At 35.7% G+C, this 16,576-nt stretch carries 10 protein-coding genes and 1 pseudogene; 3 read left to right on the forward strand and 8 right to left on the reverse strand.

Going from position 1 to position 16,576, the window contains the following annotated elements; genetic code table 11:
* Positions 1-2 precede the first annotated feature (2 nt).
* Entirely contained in the window at positions 3-689 is a 687-nt protein-coding gene (pssA, locus tag BN1066_RS07630; protein ID WP_077318830.1) for a CDP-diacylglycerol--serine O-phosphatidyltransferase, read from the forward strand.
* Between the two features lie 428 nt (positions 690-1,117).
* On the opposite strand, the pseudogene BN1066_RS07635 reads toward pssA, so the two are convergent.
* The 5 genes and pseudogenes from BN1066_RS07635 to BN1066_RS07655 all read right to left on the reverse strand — a co-directional run.
* Positions 1,118-1,446 (reverse strand): annotated as a pseudogene (locus BN1066_RS07635) (AAA family ATPase); the annotation flags it as partial.
* A gap of 4 nt (positions 1,447-1,450) precedes the next feature.
* Positions 1,451-2,971, reverse strand: a complete 1,521-nt coding sequence (gene dacB / locus BN1066_RS07640; RefSeq protein WP_077318948.1) for a D-alanyl-D-alanine carboxypeptidase/D-alanyl-D-alanine endopeptidase — start codon at positions 2,969-2,971, stop codon at positions 1,451-1,453.
* Between the two features lie 745 nt (positions 2,972-3,716).
* Positions 3,717-9,143 carry a SpaA isopeptide-forming pilin-related protein gene (locus BN1066_RS07645; protein WP_179104318.1) on the reverse strand — a complete coding sequence of 1,809 codons (5,427 nt, stop codon included), beginning with the start codon at positions 9,141-9,143 and terminating at the stop codon, positions 3,717-3,719.
* A 1,286-nt stretch (positions 9,144-10,429) separates the two neighbouring features.
* A complete protein-coding gene (locus tag BN1066_RS07650; protein WP_077318832.1) occupies positions 10,430-11,296 on the reverse strand; it encodes an SDR family oxidoreductase in 867 nt (288 codons plus the stop codon).
* Positions 11,297-11,881: 585 nt separating this feature from the next.
* Positions 11,882-12,640: a class I SAM-dependent methyltransferase gene (locus BN1066_RS07655; RefSeq protein WP_077318833.1), complete on the reverse strand. Its 759-nt coding sequence runs from the start codon at positions 12,638-12,640 to the stop codon at positions 11,882-11,884.
* A gap of 562 nt (positions 12,641-13,202) precedes the next feature.
* Here BN1066_RS07655 and BN1066_RS07660 point away from each other — a divergent pair.
* Entirely contained in the window at positions 13,203-13,772 is a 570-nt protein-coding gene (locus BN1066_RS07660) for a histidine phosphatase family protein (RefSeq protein WP_077318949.1), read from the forward strand.
* Positions 13,773-14,182: 410 nt separating this feature from the next.
* Here the strand turns inward: BN1066_RS07660 and BN1066_RS07665 are convergent, their stop codons facing one another.
* Positions 14,183-14,944 (reverse strand): SDR family oxidoreductase, encoded by a 762-nt coding sequence (locus tag BN1066_RS07665; protein WP_077318834.1) that lies wholly within the window; start codon positions 14,942-14,944, stop codon positions 14,183-14,185.
* A 218-nt stretch (positions 14,945-15,162) separates the two neighbouring features.
* Here BN1066_RS07665 and BN1066_RS07670 point away from each other — a divergent pair, with 218 nt between their 5' ends.
* Positions 15,163-15,777, forward strand: coding sequence for a TetR/AcrR family transcriptional regulator (locus BN1066_RS07670; RefSeq protein WP_245799733.1), 615 nt, complete (start codon positions 15,163-15,165; stop codon positions 15,775-15,777).
* Positions 15,778-15,845: 68 nt separating this feature from the next.
* Here the strand turns inward: BN1066_RS07670 and BN1066_RS07675 are convergent, their stop codons facing one another.
* Complete coding sequence (locus BN1066_RS07675; protein ID WP_077318835.1) at positions 15,846-16,160, reverse strand: DMT family transporter; 315 nt, start codon at positions 16,158-16,160, stop codon at positions 15,846-15,848.
* Positions 16,160-16,507, reverse strand: a complete 348-nt coding sequence (locus BN1066_RS07680; protein WP_143695748.1) for a DMT family transporter — start codon at positions 16,505-16,507, stop codon at positions 16,160-16,162. The genes BN1066_RS07675 and BN1066_RS07680 overlap by 1 nt, the downstream gene beginning before the upstream one ends.
* Between the last annotated feature and the right edge of the window lie 69 nt (positions 16,508-16,576).

The following is a 16,576-nucleotide window of genomic DNA, read 5'->3' on the forward strand; positions in this document are numbered from 1 at the left end:
AAATGAATATAAAAAAACAAATACCAAATATGTTTACATTAGGAAATTTATATTGTGGTTTTTTATCAATTGGTTATGCTGCCAACAACCAATATAAAAATGCAGCTGTACTTGTTCTTATCGGGATGATGTTAGACAGTATGGATGGTCGGATTGCCAGAATGTTACGAGTTGAAAGTTCTCTAGGGAAAGAGTTAGATTCTTTAGCTGATATTGTAACTTTTGGCATAGCTCCATGCTTCTTAGTATACTATACGATATTCTCTAATAGTGGATGGCTTGGCTTTGCGGTCTCTGGATTATTCCCATTATTTGGGGCGTACCGATTAGCTAGATTCAATATTACATCAGATAATGATTCTATTAATCATTTTGTAGGTGTACCAATTACCGCTGCCGGGGGAATACTAGCGATATTAACTTTATTTAATGAACAAATTCCTAGTATTGTAACAACTGTTATTTTCACTGCACTGTGCTTCTTAATGGTAAGTACAATCAAAATACCAAGCTGTAAACAAATCCCCTTACCTAGATATGGTACCATTGTAACCATCTTCTTGGGGGCATTGTTAGTTATCATTAATATTGAAGCACATGGTAGATTTCCTTATTTACTCTATGTCGCAACACCTCTCTACCTGATATATGTGGCGTATCGTTTTTTCAAAATCAAAGAAATCAGATAAAAGGAAACTTCTTAACCGTAGTGGTCTTCCTTCATCCACTACGGTTAAAATTTTAACAAAAGTACTATAATCGTAACGCCTTTGAATTCTACAGCTTGCATATTGAGTTTTTTCAGCTTCATTTTTAGCTGTGGAATAACTATTTTCTGTTTCAGTGAAACGTTTACCATGCTGTTTTTTGGACTTTGGGTATATTTAAGTAAACAACAAATATCCCCACCACTTTGAACTAACTCTTGTTAAGCAGATAGATACGAAATCTTTTAGCAGATGATATGAAAACTGCTGGTTATTAAGTCACCTGGGTTCTTGTCCATGCATCATAGGGTAATAAGGATAATTCCTATGCATCGATTTTCTCCAGTTTTTCCGCCCATCGTTTCTTCATCACTGCAATAGAGGATTTATGGACAAATAATGAAATACAACTACATCGATTCAAACAAATGATGAAGCATGCGATCTTTATCCGTAAAAAATTGCTCCATTATTTTATAATGACTTGTTTTTTCCAATGTGGTTTCCTGCATGCCAGCTTCTGTCAACTCAAAAATGAGTGCATGTGGATATGTCATCAAAATAGGCGCATGGGTAGAGATAATAAACTGGAACATGCTTCTACAAGATCGTGAATTCGCTGCAGCATTGACATCTGCCTTAATGGAGACAAGGCTGCTTCTGGTTTATCTAAAATGTATAGTCTATTTCCTTGGAATCGGTGGATAAATGCTGCCAAGAATGCTTCGTCATGTGATTCCATTTTATTTCGAAAAATCATGCTCTGCCAATGTCTCAGCGATTTGGTCCTCGATCGCCATGATATGTTTACTTGATCCAAGATAGTTATTTATCATGATCGAAAAAATAATTGGGTGTTGATCCTTTGTCATTACATAACCGGATAGTGTTGACATACCTGTTAATGAGCCTGTCTTTGCCATCACATTGGATTTTGCAGGTCCCGTTTTCATGCGCTCACGGAGGGTGCCGCCAACGAATCTGTCGGATTCCCCGGCTACCGGCAGGGATTGTTTAAATACTTTAAACCAAGGTTTATGTTGCGCATGATAAAGTAATTGGGTAAGCGCATTTGCTGGGATCATATTTTTATGTGACATCCCAGATCCATCGCGTAATAGTATGGATGTTGGATCGATTCCCATGTCAGACATGACTTGTTCTATAGCTTCTATTCCTTTTTCCCAGCTGCCTTCATTATGCATCACTTTTCCCATTTCTTTCGTAAGTACTTCACCATGTCCATTATTACTTAGTTTCATAAATGGAATAAGTAATTCTTTTAACGGTATTGATTTTTTTATAGCTAGCTTATTCGCTTTTGTAGGCGTTTTCCCCCGAGTGGGTTTAGAATGTCCAATAAAAGAGATACCTGCTTCGTTAAGAGCTACTTCAAACACATCTAATACATACCCTGTTGGTTCCCAAATGGATATCCAATCTTTTGCATTCGAACCATTTACCGGCATCGTTCCTTCAACGACAATCGTATTCGTTCCATGTTTTCGTTCAATAGAAATATCCTTTTTCCCATCCTTATTTATCATTTTTGTGTTATTCACGATGTTTACATAATCGGTTTTAGGCGTTATACGTAGTTTTGCTTTTCCTTCAGCTGCTTTCCTAGGAAGCACCTCGACAATAACCGTTCCAGCGTCATAATCTTCATTTGGAGAAAGGGTTAAAGCCGATACTTGTGCTCCAGTATAAACAGATTCATCTGACCAATTTAAATCTTGGGATAGACGAATATCATCATACCATGTGTCATCGCCAATAAGATTGCCTTTTATTTTTCGAATTCCCTGCTTTCTTAAATCACGAGCAAAACGTTGTAAATCTTTCGCTAATAGGGTCGGATCTCCTTTTCCTTTTACATATAAGTTTCCATGTAGTACATTACCTTTCACTTTCCCATTCGTTAGTATTTCAGTTGAAAATTGATAATCCTCACCCAGTACCTCCAATGCTGATACTGCAGTGAGCAGCTTCATATTGGATGCTGGATGTAATCGACTAGATGCATTCTGCGAAAATAACAGTTTTCCTGTGTTCGCATGCATAACGCTAACAGCTGTTGACGTTCCAGCTAAATGCTTATTCATCAGGATGGCTGATAGTTTTTCCTCTAACGAAGCATTTTCAGTTATTGTTTCTTTGTCTATATCTTTTGTTGCTGTCACGAGCAATGGATTATTTTGATTCAATAACGAAATTATAACGATAACAGAAATAACCAAACATAAATATCTTTTCCTTATCACGCTATTCCACTTCATAAGCATGTCCACACCTTTTACTTTAATTTTTATCATTATATTGTAAGATTTGGATAATATACGGGTTAGCCTTGAATTCCTTCTATTTAAAAAGAACAAAAATTAGGATGGTGTAACGATAGTGGCAAGCTCATGTAGACCCGTTTAGTTTTTGGAACAATCATTTGCTTCGTCTTATGGAACAATTTAAAATGTCTATCATCGAATAGCTTTATTCTTAACTTTGTTCTAGTCACTTATCATTAGATGCCTGAGTTCAAGTTAGGTGCCCTATCAAAGCAATATCTATAGCTTATGTCTTCTCCGATAGAGTTATGAATGTGTTTAACCTATTTTATGTCTGAAAAACGTTTTGTAACGTTACTATTTCTTTTTAATACATTTAACCAAAGCTAGAAGTGCTCATTTACCGACATACAAACTGGGGAACTTTTGACTAGATAAAGCGTAGCTTCATTCATGGAAGGGTTTCCCTCCTTGAATATTAAGCATTTAGGAGAGATGTTTTTCTCCATATCCCCGTCAAGATAATTAACAAACATGCCTCTAAAACAGGGGCATGACCAGAACCTGAGCCGCAAGCCGCTTTTAGTCGGCTTTTCTTTCGATTCGAGCCGATGTTGACTTATCGTATAGGTCTGTGTTCATTTATTATAAAGAGTAATGAAAATAAATAAAGCCCAATGGTCATATAACCAAAAGGTTATTTCCATCGGGCCTTTTCTTTTACTTAAGAGATATTTTTACGTTTAGATAAGATGAGAATACCTCCAAAAGTGATTAATGAGATACCTAAAATGATCATATAACGTAACCATTCTTCTCCAGTTTGTGGAAGTTTGTCGTTAAACTGCTGTACCGGTTTATCTAGGTTCTGCTTGTTATCATTGTTTGTGTGAGTTGTATCCGTATGTCCATTGTTATTTTTCTCATCATTAGATACTGGTTCATCTGGAATAAGTGTATTTTCTACCGTTAGTTTAAGTGTCTCCTTCTGACTAAATTCAATCGTAAAAGGAATTGGCGCTTTATCTAGCTGGTAGTGAGTTGGTGCTTTGGTTTCGACAAACTGGTACTTACCTGGTCGCAGGTCTTCTACAACGATTTTGCCTGCCTCATTCGTTGTTAGACCTTCTTGAAGGGTGTTGCCTTCTGCATCTTGCAGTTCGAATACGGCACCCTCTAGTGTCTTATCTTTGTTATCTTCATCAACTTTTACAAGTTCGATAGACCCTGGAATTAGCTCATTTTCTACTTGCACCTTAACTACCCTAACATCTGCTTCCATTTTGCTTTTCTCAATCGTAAATTTAATTGGAGTTTCGTCTAGTTGATAATGCTTTGGCGCTTTTGTTTCCACGAATTGATACATGCCCGGTTTCAGATTTTCAACAACAATTTTACCTTCCTCATTCGTTGTTAAACCTTCTTGAAGGATATTACCTTTTGCATCTTGCAGTTCAAATTCGGCTCCTTCTAGTTTCGTTGCCTGGTCGTTTCTGTCAATTTTGGTAAGTTCCACTTTACCAGTAGTCAACGTATTCATTGCAGTTAATCTTAATATCTCTTTCTGACTCGTTTCAACATCAAACGCGATTGGTTTAGCATCTAGCTGGTAATGAGCTGGTGCTTTGGTTTCAACAAACTGGTACTTGCCTGGTCGCAGGTCTTCTACAACGATTTTGCCTGCTTCATTCGTTGTTAAGCCTTCTTGAAGGGTGTTGCCTTCTGCATCTTGCAGTTCGAATACGGCACCCTCTAGTGTCTTATCTTTGTTATCTTCTTCAACTTTTACAAGTTCGACAGACCCTGGAATTAGCTCATTTTCTGCTTGCACCTTAACTACCCTAACATCTGCTTCCGTTTTGCTTTTCTCAATTGTAAATTTAATTGGAGTTGCATTTAACTGATAATGATCCGGCGCTTTTGTTTCCACGAATTGATACATGCCTGGTTTCAGATTTTCAACAACAATTTTACCTTCCTCATTCGTTGTTAAATTTTTTTGTATAACTTCATCTTTTTCATTTAAAAGATTGAACACAGCACCTTCTAATGAAACTTCTTCCTGATCCTTGTCAACCTTTGTTAGCTCTACTTTACCCAGAATAAGTTCATTCATGGCTTCTACAGTTACTGCCTTTGTTTTTCCAGGTTCTATAGTAAAGGGAATTGGTTCCTTGTTAAGCAAATAATATGCTGGTGCTTTAGTTTCGATAAATTGATACTTGCCTGGCTGAAGATTAGAAACAAAGATTTTCCCATTCTCATCTGTCCTTAATAGCGGATAAACAACAGATCCATCTTCACGTTCTAATCGAAATTCTGCATCTTTTAGAACTTGATTCTCACCATCTTCAGCAAGTTTTGTTAATTCCACCGAACCAAGTTTTATATTCTCTGCTGTTAATGTAAGAACTTCTGTTTGTTTTTTACCGATTGTAAATGGAATTGGCTCCGTATTGAGTTGGTAACCATTAGGGGCTTTTGTTTCTATAAACTGATAATCTCCAGGTTCCAAACCATCCTTGTAAATAATACCAGCTGCATTTGTTGTTACGTAATTGATATTCTCATACGTATCTCCATTTTTCTTCTGTAAGACAAAAGAAGCACCGGATAAGGTCTTACCTGTTTCTTTATCCACCTTATTTAATTGGACAGCATGAATTAGCTTCGAATTGGTAACTGTATACTGATTCCCTAATTTTTCAGCACTGCCTTCTTCATATGGTTTATTAATCGTAATAGTATATTGTTTTTTATCAATGAAATAGCCATCTGGTGCACTGTCTTCAATCAACGTATAATCTCCATAGAGCAATCGATCAAAAACAGCTTTTCCACCTTCACCAGTTGTTTTCGTGCCAATAGTAACCCCACTTTCCTCATCCACCAGAGTAAAGGTAGCACCTGGAAGGAGTTCACCAGTTTTGCTATCTGTTTTGTTAACAGTTAGTCTGCCGATTTCTCCAGTGCCTTCTCCCATACCATTAGTATATTTTACCTTTATCGTTTCTTTAGACTCATTCACTACTTCATCAATATTGTCGCCATTGAAAGAGATACTGTTACTTACAGAATTCCCTGGTTTCTCAAGAATGAGTGACTGATATTCCAACATATATGGTTCGTTTATTTCTTCTCTAAATTTAAGGATAAACGAATCCGGATTTTGATTTAATTCTAAGGTATAATCGGTTCCAAGCTCCAGTTTCTCTCCTTTTGTGACATCACCATGTTCATTTACAGATGTTGCATACAAATGGAATGAGTTTTCCAAGAGCGCTTGATTATTACTTGGATTGTCAACTATGGTGGCATTGCTAACATTTGACTGGGCAAAGTTAATATTTACTTTCCAATCAATAATTTTCCCGCTCTGACTGCCTGACTTCTCCGTATATTTTCCTCCATGTGGAATAGATACAGAAGCATCTAAGTCGGTTTCTTTTTTATCTCCATTGTAGAGTGTTGCTCTATTTTTGTAGTTTTCTGCGACTAATTCCAGTTCATCCAAACTCGTCTTATATTCAATCAAATATGCTTCCTTCATCTCTTTTTCAAATGAGACTTGAAAACCGGGCTCTGCCTTTTCATTTTTTATAAACTTAATGGAGTAATCTTCCCCTGGTACCGCTTCTTTTAATCTTATTCCATTTGCTCCTCCTGTGAGTTCCATCTCATAGACGGTAATGGAATCACGCTTCAATTGCTGATTTCCTTGGATAAAATCTTTCACTACTGCACTTTCCAAAGTTTTCAAATTATAGTTGACGCCTATATTCCAAGTAATTTCCTTTGTCACTGCATTATAGGAACCATATTTGAACCCATTATGTTGTGTGTAATCATCTGGTTTAAATATAGCTTCGGCATCTTTCTCCTTATTATTTCCTTCTTCATCTGTCCAAGTCAGATATGCATGGTTAACAAAATGCTCTTCCTTATTTTCACGCTGCTCATAGTCAAACTTCGTTGTATAGGTTATCGTATGGGAATCAGTGATTGGTTTAAGAAATTCAATTTCAAATTGATCAGCTTCATTTTTAGTCAGTCTATAATCGATTCCTTTTTCCAATCCTGAAATCTTGAGTGATTCAGGAACAAGGGTTAGACCTTTATTGGTGAATATATCGTCTACAACGACATTGTTCATCTTTTGTTTATCGTGATTGAAGGAAACGGACCATTCCATTGTCTTATCCTTGTAATTCGGTGTGCCATGACTTTTAAATAATATTACTTGGTCAATGGTTTGATTATCCGTTGTCTCATGATCGCCAGTATTTACAGTATTCGTAATTGTTTCTTGGTCAAAAACCCGCTCTGAAGCTTTGGTTTTATACAAAATTTTGTACGCAGAAGAAATGTCTTCTGTAAACTGTAAATGAAAACCGGTTTGATCTCCTTGTTGTTTAGGAGTTACTGTATAATCGGTTCCTTTAACAATTTCTTCCGCACTCGTTTCTCCACCATTCTCATGAATCGTAATTTTTGATACGACAAATGAATTTTCTATCAACTCTTGACTTCCATTAAAAAAATCTTTTAACAGCGCATCTTCTTTGGCGATGTTTTTCTCATTGTAATTATAACGAATTTCCCAAGTAATGACTTGATTCTCGCGATCGTAATGTGCAGCTCTTTTCTCTAAAGGCGCTCCTCTACCAACAGATACTGTAGCCTCAGCACTTTTATTCTCAAAGTCATTACCAGTTAACGACACTTTATTATTAAATTCAGCTTGATCATCATCGGTAATATCTGTAACGTATACTAAACGATAGGCTGAATGGATATCTTTATTAAATTTAATCGTGAAGTCTTCCCCATTCTCCGTTTTCCTAACTGTATATGCTGTAGATTCAACCTCATCACCAAGAGTCGCTTCTCCGTTTAATTTTGTCTCTAAATGATACAATTTTATAGAGTCTTCTCTTAGAACTTGCCCTTTTTGGATCGGGTCAATTACCTTAGCATTACGTATTGTCTCTAACGTTTTGTTAAAATCTATCGTCCATTCAATTTCTTCGGCATTATAGGACCGATTTGGAACTCCTTGTTTCTCAACTGCCGGCCAACCAGGATTAAAATCTATTGGTATAGTAATAGCTTCCTTTCCTTCAATTGGCGTTATAATAACTTCTCTGTTTTCGGTAATAACCGTTTCTTCTTTTAATTGTGTCCAAATCTCGAAAGTTCCGTTTATATTAGAGTATTCTTCAATAAACTTTGTAAATTCAATCGTTGCCGTCCCATCTTTTTTTACAGATAAATAGCCGATCGTTTCTCCATTAAACTTCAATTCAACGCGCTCAAACTCAGAATAAATATCTAACTCTTCCGGCACCTGAAATGTAAAGGTGTCCCCGGCTTTATATCCATGTCTATTCGGTAATTCCCACCAATACTTTATTGAAATTATTGAGTCTTTTCCTGGTTTTGTTAAAGGTTCACCATTCACGTCTTGATAGGAAACCTCAGCATTAGTCAATATATTTTTAGTAATTTCATTTAATGAAGCAACTTTTTCTACTGCTATCTTCTCCGCCTGCAATTCCTTGTTACCTGCAGCAGATTTTGCTGCTTCTTCAGATGTTGAATTTTCATCATGCTTTACTTCCCCTTTTGGATCATTTGAATCTTCTTGTAAAACTTTTGTTGGTTTATCTGCTTTTTGAGCAGTAGTTGCTTTGTCAGCTTGCTGTTCATCGGCATTATTCTTATCTTGCATGCCCTGAGCAACTTCTACCATAAATGATCCGCTAGTGTTTGGGAATTGGCTAATTTCCTCTTTAAAGCGAATAGTTACCTTGTTGTCTGTATCTACAACGTAAGTTCCCACTTCTACTTCTTCTACCATCAATTTTCCTTCCTGCTTCTTTTTTATTTCAATAGCAGTAGGTATTGGCTGGGTATAAGCTATTTTAGGATCGACTGTTATGTCTTTGATTGACCAGTCCACCCTTACGTGTGTCGCTTTTTGTTTATTCTCTAGTTGAATGGAATCCCCTGATTCATCAATTAGCTCCATGTTTGTTACAATTTCATTGTCTATCTCTTGTGCATTGATCTGCATTGGAAACGCCAGACTACTAGAAATTGTTTGCAATAAAAGGAAAATAATAAAAAGCACACTTAACTGCTTCTTCAATGTGCTACCCCTTTCCGAATATATATTAGTACCTTCATAGAGATTGGATACAGCCCCTTTACACAGAGTTTTGAAAAGCATTTGAAAACAATTCTAAAATTAGTTTGTAATCCGCTTTTCTTATCCCTCTCTAACAACCCTCTATATACCCATATCCGTAAATATGATTTCAGTTTATAAATTAAAACTATTCTGATTTTAAAATAAACAGATTGGATATTTAGAACGAATGTATCTCCTTATTTAGATAATCATTGGCTACTTTATACTATTTGAAATCCATCTAAATTATATTTGTAAACAAATACTGCTACAATCGAAAGTGCAAATATAATTTTTACTTTTCAACCTCCTTTATTTTTAAAATTTTTCATCATATTAATCTTGTAACTGAAGCATTCTATACGCTTTTTATTTTTCTGCTTCACTTTGATCCTTTAGGAAGCTTACTTCAGCACATTCAACCATCGGCTGCGCAACATATAGAGCTACTAGTACATCTTTTGATGTCAGTTATGAAGGTTCTGTTGCTAGTTATTTTGTATACAATATTCTTTTTAGGATGTTATGGACAGCCAGTTTTAAAAAAGGTAGGAATAAAATATATACATTGTAATATAATTTTGTATATATTTTCTTATCATCGATATTGTACAAAATAGAACTATACAAAAACTATACATATAATACTTTGAGATAAAGTGATACTTCATTCAAGAAGTGCAAATACAGCTCCTTCTATTCGGGATAAAGAAAACATGCCTCTAAAACAGAGGTATGCCGACACCTGTGCCGCAAGCCCTCTTTTAGTCGCCCTTCCTTTCGATTCGTGCCGATCTTGATTTATCGTAGGAAGAAGATTGAAGTTTGCTAGCAACACGAACGTTTAAGCTAGACGAAGATACTTTTCAAAATAAGTTAGCGACAGTCGTAGAAGTTATAGTTTTCTAAACAATAAAAAACAGCCTCAAAGCTATTGATTAGCTTCAACACTGTCTTTTTCATTTCAACGTTCTATGATTTTTCTCCGTATATCCACTAGCTTACTTTTAAAGCGATACGTTCTTTTTCCATCAAGCGTAAATTCACGATAGCATGAAAACCAATTGTATTTTTATTTATTTTATACTTACTGTAGCACTACATTACAGTACTTTATATGCCTAAATGAAGAATACAGCCATAAGGAAAAACTCCGTCAAAAACGGAGCTTTTCCTTGTGCTATCTAGTTTTTAATAAAGCTAACGACGAATCGCTTGTTAAATATCCTCTTAGCTAATATGTGTTAAGAGGATGTCCATGCACCACCATTGATATGAATCGCTTGTCCTGTCATATAAGATGCTTCATCTGATGCCAACATTACATACGGCCAAGCATGCTCAGAAGGCTGACCAGGCCGATTCATTAACGTATCCTGCCCAAAATTCTCCACTCCCTTTTCATCAAAGGATGACGGTATAAGCGGTGTCCAAACAGGACCCGGAGCTACAGAATTAGCACGAATACCTTTATTAGCCAAGCTTTGGGCAATACTGCGAGTAAACGCAGTTATCGCTCCTTTTGTAGCAGAGTAATCCATTAAGATAGGGTTGCCCCTATAGGCATTGATGGAAGACGTATTAATAATTGAATCCCCTGCGCTCATACAGCGAACAGCAGCTTTTGTTAAATAAAATTGAGAGAAGAAGTTAACACGGAATACGTCCTCCATTTGCTCATCAGATATATCCAATACGTCCTCACGAATAAATTGAATGGCTGCATTATTAACTAATATATTGATTTTACCGAATGCCTCCACTGTCTTTTCCACTAGGTCAATACAATGTGCAGCCTCTTTAATATCACCAGGAAGTAAGATACATTTTACTCCTTCAGCTTCTATGAGTTCCTTTGTTTTTTCCGCATCACGATGTTCATCCAAGTAAGAAATGGCTACATTAGCTCCTTCTTTTGCATACAAAATTGCCACCGCACGACCGATACCACTATCTCCACCAGTGATTAAGGCAACTTTTCCTTTTAATTTATTTGAGCCTTTATAGTCTAAAGGTTGATGTGGGAAAGGGGTCATTTCTGATTCGAACCCTGGCTGGCGATTTTGTTGCTGACGAGGTGTACTCCCAATTTGCATGTCTTCAGGTTTCATTTCAAAATACCTCCTTCATTCAACTCTATAAGTAACATATTGTTCCATTCCACAATTGAAAAGAAAACAAACATAAGTTTATCCCAATACACATGGAACTTATTTTACCTAACCTCAATGAAAATTATGTGTTAAAAATCCTCGTTCTTTATAATAGACAATAATGATGTGTCCTTTTTCCTGAACATAGATGGTATTATTAGTAAAAAAGTAACTAATAGTAAAAAAATTCAATACTTGGTTGAAACATCGCGATGTATTGCTGCCGTAGTCCTTCTTGTCCTTAAAAAAGAAAAGCACTTTTTCTTCATGCGATGCCTATTCAAGCTGTTTTCCCGTCCTTGAAAAGGAAAAAACTTTTTCGTGCGATGTCTATTCAAGAAGCTTTCCTTGTCCTTGAAAAGGAAAATACTTTTCTGCGTGCGATGTATTGCTGCCGCAGCTTTCCTTGTCCTTGAAAAAGAAGAACGCTTTTTCTTCGTGCGATGTCTATTCAAGAAGCTTTCCTTGTCCTGTTGACCCGAACGAATCGGGCATTTAGGTGTCGTTATCTTCCCACTTGGATTTCAACAGTATTCTAAAAATCTATTTTTTTGCTACTGCTTCAAAAGTAATTGATTGATCTGCTTGCGTTGGATATTTTCCGTATTTATAATTAGTAGAGATTGTAATATCATTGAATCCTATTGTTTGTAAAATTAATTTTATTTCTTCTACTCCATACCAACGTAGTGGAAACCGCTCTAATTCAGTTTGTTGGAGTACACCGTTTCTCCACTTTTCATACCGATTATGGGAAACGGTATACTGATGAATATAGTCTACTTGAGTTATTTTTGTTTCTAATGTAATGACATCTCCATTTTCACATTTCCATGTTTTGGTATGTGCTTTTCCTAATTCAATATCCGTTTGCAGAAAAATATCAAAAATAATTCGGCCTCCATCCGCTAAATGATGGTAAAAGTTCGTTAGCGCTTTTAGTGAATCATCTCTTTTATGTAGTAATAAAAAAGTACCTGATGCCAGTATAATCGCTTCGTATTTCTGATCGACTTGGAAATCCTGCATGGATGCTGTAAAAAGTTTTGGGTTCAGACCTCTTTTTCCACAATGATCACGACAAATAGTCAACATTTCAGAGGATACATCAAAACCTTCAACATCAAGACCGTTTTCTAGAAGCGGGATAAGCATGCGCCCTGTACCAACAGCAGGCTCAAGAATTTTTCCTGTACTAGTAGCAAGACGTTCCAAGTAAAACTCTATATCGCCGAAGGAATGACCTATCGGCTTATCCAAATCGTATACTTCTGATGATAGATTACTGTAATAACTAAACATAGTTTAAATCTCCTTTGTAAGTAATTATTTCATATATCGACTTTCTAGTAATTTGCAACAAATTCCAATATATTTATTTCAGAGCAAAAGCGAGAGCTCTTGAGCGCATGAACCAGACACAAAAGGGCAAACGCAAGTTAGCGGTGTACAAACGGCAGATCTCTAACGGGATAAAGGAAAACTACATTCAAGGAGTGCTGTTCCCCAAAAAAACGCGATGTATCGCTGTTGAAGTTTTTCCATAATCCTATCTTCATGATCATTCATGTAAAATAGAAAAAAGCTGGTGTGTCTGCAAACCTTGAAAAGTTTAAACAGCCAAATTTCTATACTAAATATACAAAAAAATTTAAAACGTACTATTATTATATATAATTTTTAAATGAATAGATAACACTCATCATTTTTTATTTATGTTTGTTTAAGGATGCATCAATCGTAAGATAAAATAATTAATGATACCATTTAGAAAAAAGGTTGCTGATATAATTGTGAAATTCCACACAACAACTCTGTTGATTTGATATAATTAATTAAAAGGCATGTAAGGGAGAGGATGGCAATATCAAGTATATGTTTTATTCGCCATGGACAAACAGACTGGAACGAACAAGGCAGACTTCAAGGAAAAACGGATATTCCACTTAACGATACAGGTAGAAAACAGGCTGAAGCTTGTGGCAATTTTTTAAATGCGACTGATTATGATTTCCTTATATGCAGTCCTTTACAACGTGCAAAAGAGACTGCTCAAATTATTAACCAACACTTAAATCTCCCGCTTATAAAAATGGGCGATTTTAAAGAACGTTCGTTTGGAGACGCTGAAGGTATGACAATAGAAGAAAGGCAAAAAGCGTATCCAAGCGGCAGCTTTCCAAACCAAGAAAAACGAGAGGAATTTAATCAGCGGGTTATGGCAGGACTGGAAAAGATTAATAAGAAATTTCCTAATAAGCGAATTTTATTAGTGGCTCACGGTGCTGTCATCAATGCTATATTAGCTGAAGTTTCCAATGGGAAAATTGGCTCAGGTAAAACAACACTAATGAATGGATGTATTAGCAACATTCATTTCAAAGAAAAGACATGGGAGATACAAAACTATAACCAGGTAAGACACTTGAATTAAGAACAAAACAATTTTTTATGGGAAATAAGTTAACAAAAAACGCTGAAAGAAAAGCTAAAGATAAAACTGTAATTGTAGATGTAGATATTTGCAAAATTTGTATCATTAAAATAGTGGGAATTCCTGACTAGATTGGCTGAATATAAAAAACTGAGCAACAGCAATGGTGTTTACCTACTGCTCAGAGAGAAACAAATCTTGTTAGTTGCTCAGTGTAGGACATCCAATCGTTTAGACTTATATGTTTTATGGTTAAATGTTCCCCCGACATGAACGCGCTTTCAATTCTTTTTGATGTGTTCCTTATCTTATCAGCATTCAGGCTTTTTTTCTTTTGCAGTTAGGTTATCATTGAAAAATCTTCAAACGCCTTTCGAATATAGGTAAATAAAATTGAAGGGGTTATTCCATTAAAACGCCGCTGTCCAACCACCATCTGCCGTAATTACTGTCCCATTGATAAATGTTGAATCCTCTGTTGCTAAAAATAGAGCAACCGTAGCTATTTCCTCAGGCTTTCCCATACGTGGCATAACTGCTTGTCCTTTTTGTGTACGACCAGCTCCAAATTCGCTTATATGTTTCATGGTTAATCCAATATTTGTTTCTACTCCCCCTGGAGCGATAGCATTACAACGAATTCCCTCATCTGCATACATATAGCCAGTATTCTTTGTAAATCCAACTACCGCATGTTTAGATGCAGTATATGCCGCTCCTGCTTGTGCACCATTTAACCCACCGGTAGAAGCAATATTAATAATAACACCGTTTTGTTTTTCAAGAAAAATAGGTAATACTTTTCTAGTTGCTCGCATAACAGAAGTAGTATTAATTAAGAAAATTCGTTCCCATTTCTCATCCTCTATTTCTCCGGCCGGTTCTATTCCATCCATAATACCTGCATTATTAACTAAGATATCTAATGTGCCATATTCATGAATGGTTGTGTCAATTAAATGATCGATATCTTGTTTAATGGCTACATCGGTTTTTACAGCCTTTGCCTTTCCTCCCTTTTCAACAATGGATGACGCTACTACTTCTGCTCCTTCTAAATTAATATCAGATACAATGACACTTGCTCCTTCTTGGCCATAAAGTTCAGCAATCGCCTTTCCCATTCCAGAGGCTGCACCAGTAACAATTGCAACTTTACCTGTTAATTTCATATCTTCTCACCTTTCTAGTTTATTGTGACCATCAACATACTTTAATTGTATACCATAAGCATAATGTACTATAATAAACATATCAATATGCAAATAGGAGGTACTTTGTTGCTTAATCAACATTTGATATGGATTATGTTCAATAACGTGGAATTTTTCATTGGTTCAGATAGACATAGAATAAAAAATTAGGGTTTCAACAGATAGGTGGTAGTTAGTTGATAAAGACAGACCGTCGAGTTCTAAAATCTAAACAAGCATTAAAATCTGCTTTCATTCAGTTAATGAATGAAAAAGAACTGCAACAAATAACTATTACTGATCTTGTGGATTTTGCCAATATAAATCGAGGGACGTTTTATAAACACTATCAAACGAAAACCGAACTTTTTCATGAATTAGTTGAAGATATTTTATCTGATTTGGTTCATTCCTATAGAAGCCCATACTTGAATAAAAAAACATTCACCCCCCTTGAAATGAAAGCCCCCACCATTCTAATTTTTAACCATATCAAGCGCTTTTCCGACTTCTATCAAACTATTTTACTAAATGAACATATCTTGCCGGGATTTCAAAATAAGCTTTGTTCTATTATTAAAGATCTATCCCTCAACGATTTACAAACTGTCCAAAAAACAAATTCGATTAACCAAGATTTGCAGGCTAGCTACCAAGCTCATGCCTTAGTAGGCTTAATCATAGAATGGGGGAGGAGTGATTTCAAATACTCTATGAATTATATGTCTGAACAATTAATAAAAATACTTTCAACTGTCCCCATCACTATGAAATATCATACTTCAAAAAATTCAAATGACAAATTTAAGTAGATTACTATTAACCAGATAGTCCAATACTTCCATTTTTTTCATCACTTTTAACATTGCATCCAGATCCTTTAGGACAAAGCTTTCAAACCTACTACTCCAATAATAATCAAAATTAAACTGATAACGCGTAATTTATTGGTTGATTCACCAAAGAAAATCATATTCATTATTACAGCGCCAGCCGTACCAACTCCCATAAACACAGAATAAGAAACACTTACAAGTAAATATGAGAAAGATGCATAAAGAAAGGCAAACGAAGCACCTAATCCACCTAGATACAATAAACCGCTGAGAATTGTCTTATTCTGGCTATATAACCGAAGACCTAGTACACCTAATATTTCAAACATCGAAGCACATGCAACAAAGAACCATCCCATTATGAATGCACCTCCTGATGTGTTGCTTGATTCGGCTCATCAAATAGCTTTAAACCAATAACACCTATAACTAGAAGAAACATAAAAAATATTTTCCCCATACTTAAACTGCCACCAAAGATATAGACATCCATCAATGCTGTTCCTACTGTTCCAGCAGCAGCAAATATGGCATACACTGTTCCTGTTGGTATACCTTCACAAGCTTTCGACAAGAAATGAAGATCTAACAAAATCGCTCCAATAATTAAAACCCAATGCCACCATGTAGATGCTGTATTAAACCCATAAATCCAAATTAATTCAAATAAACTTGTTAAAATTACGTATATCCATGATTTATTCACTTTCAGTTAACTCCCTGTGTCCATTATTATGACTGATTATCAGTCATTTTATAATTAAAAAACTTCGCC

The sequence above is a fragment of the Virgibacillus proomii genome (genome assembly GCF_900162615.1).
Taxonomy (GTDB): Bacteria; Bacillota; Bacilli; order Bacillales; family Amphibacillaceae; genus Virgibacillus; species Virgibacillus proomii.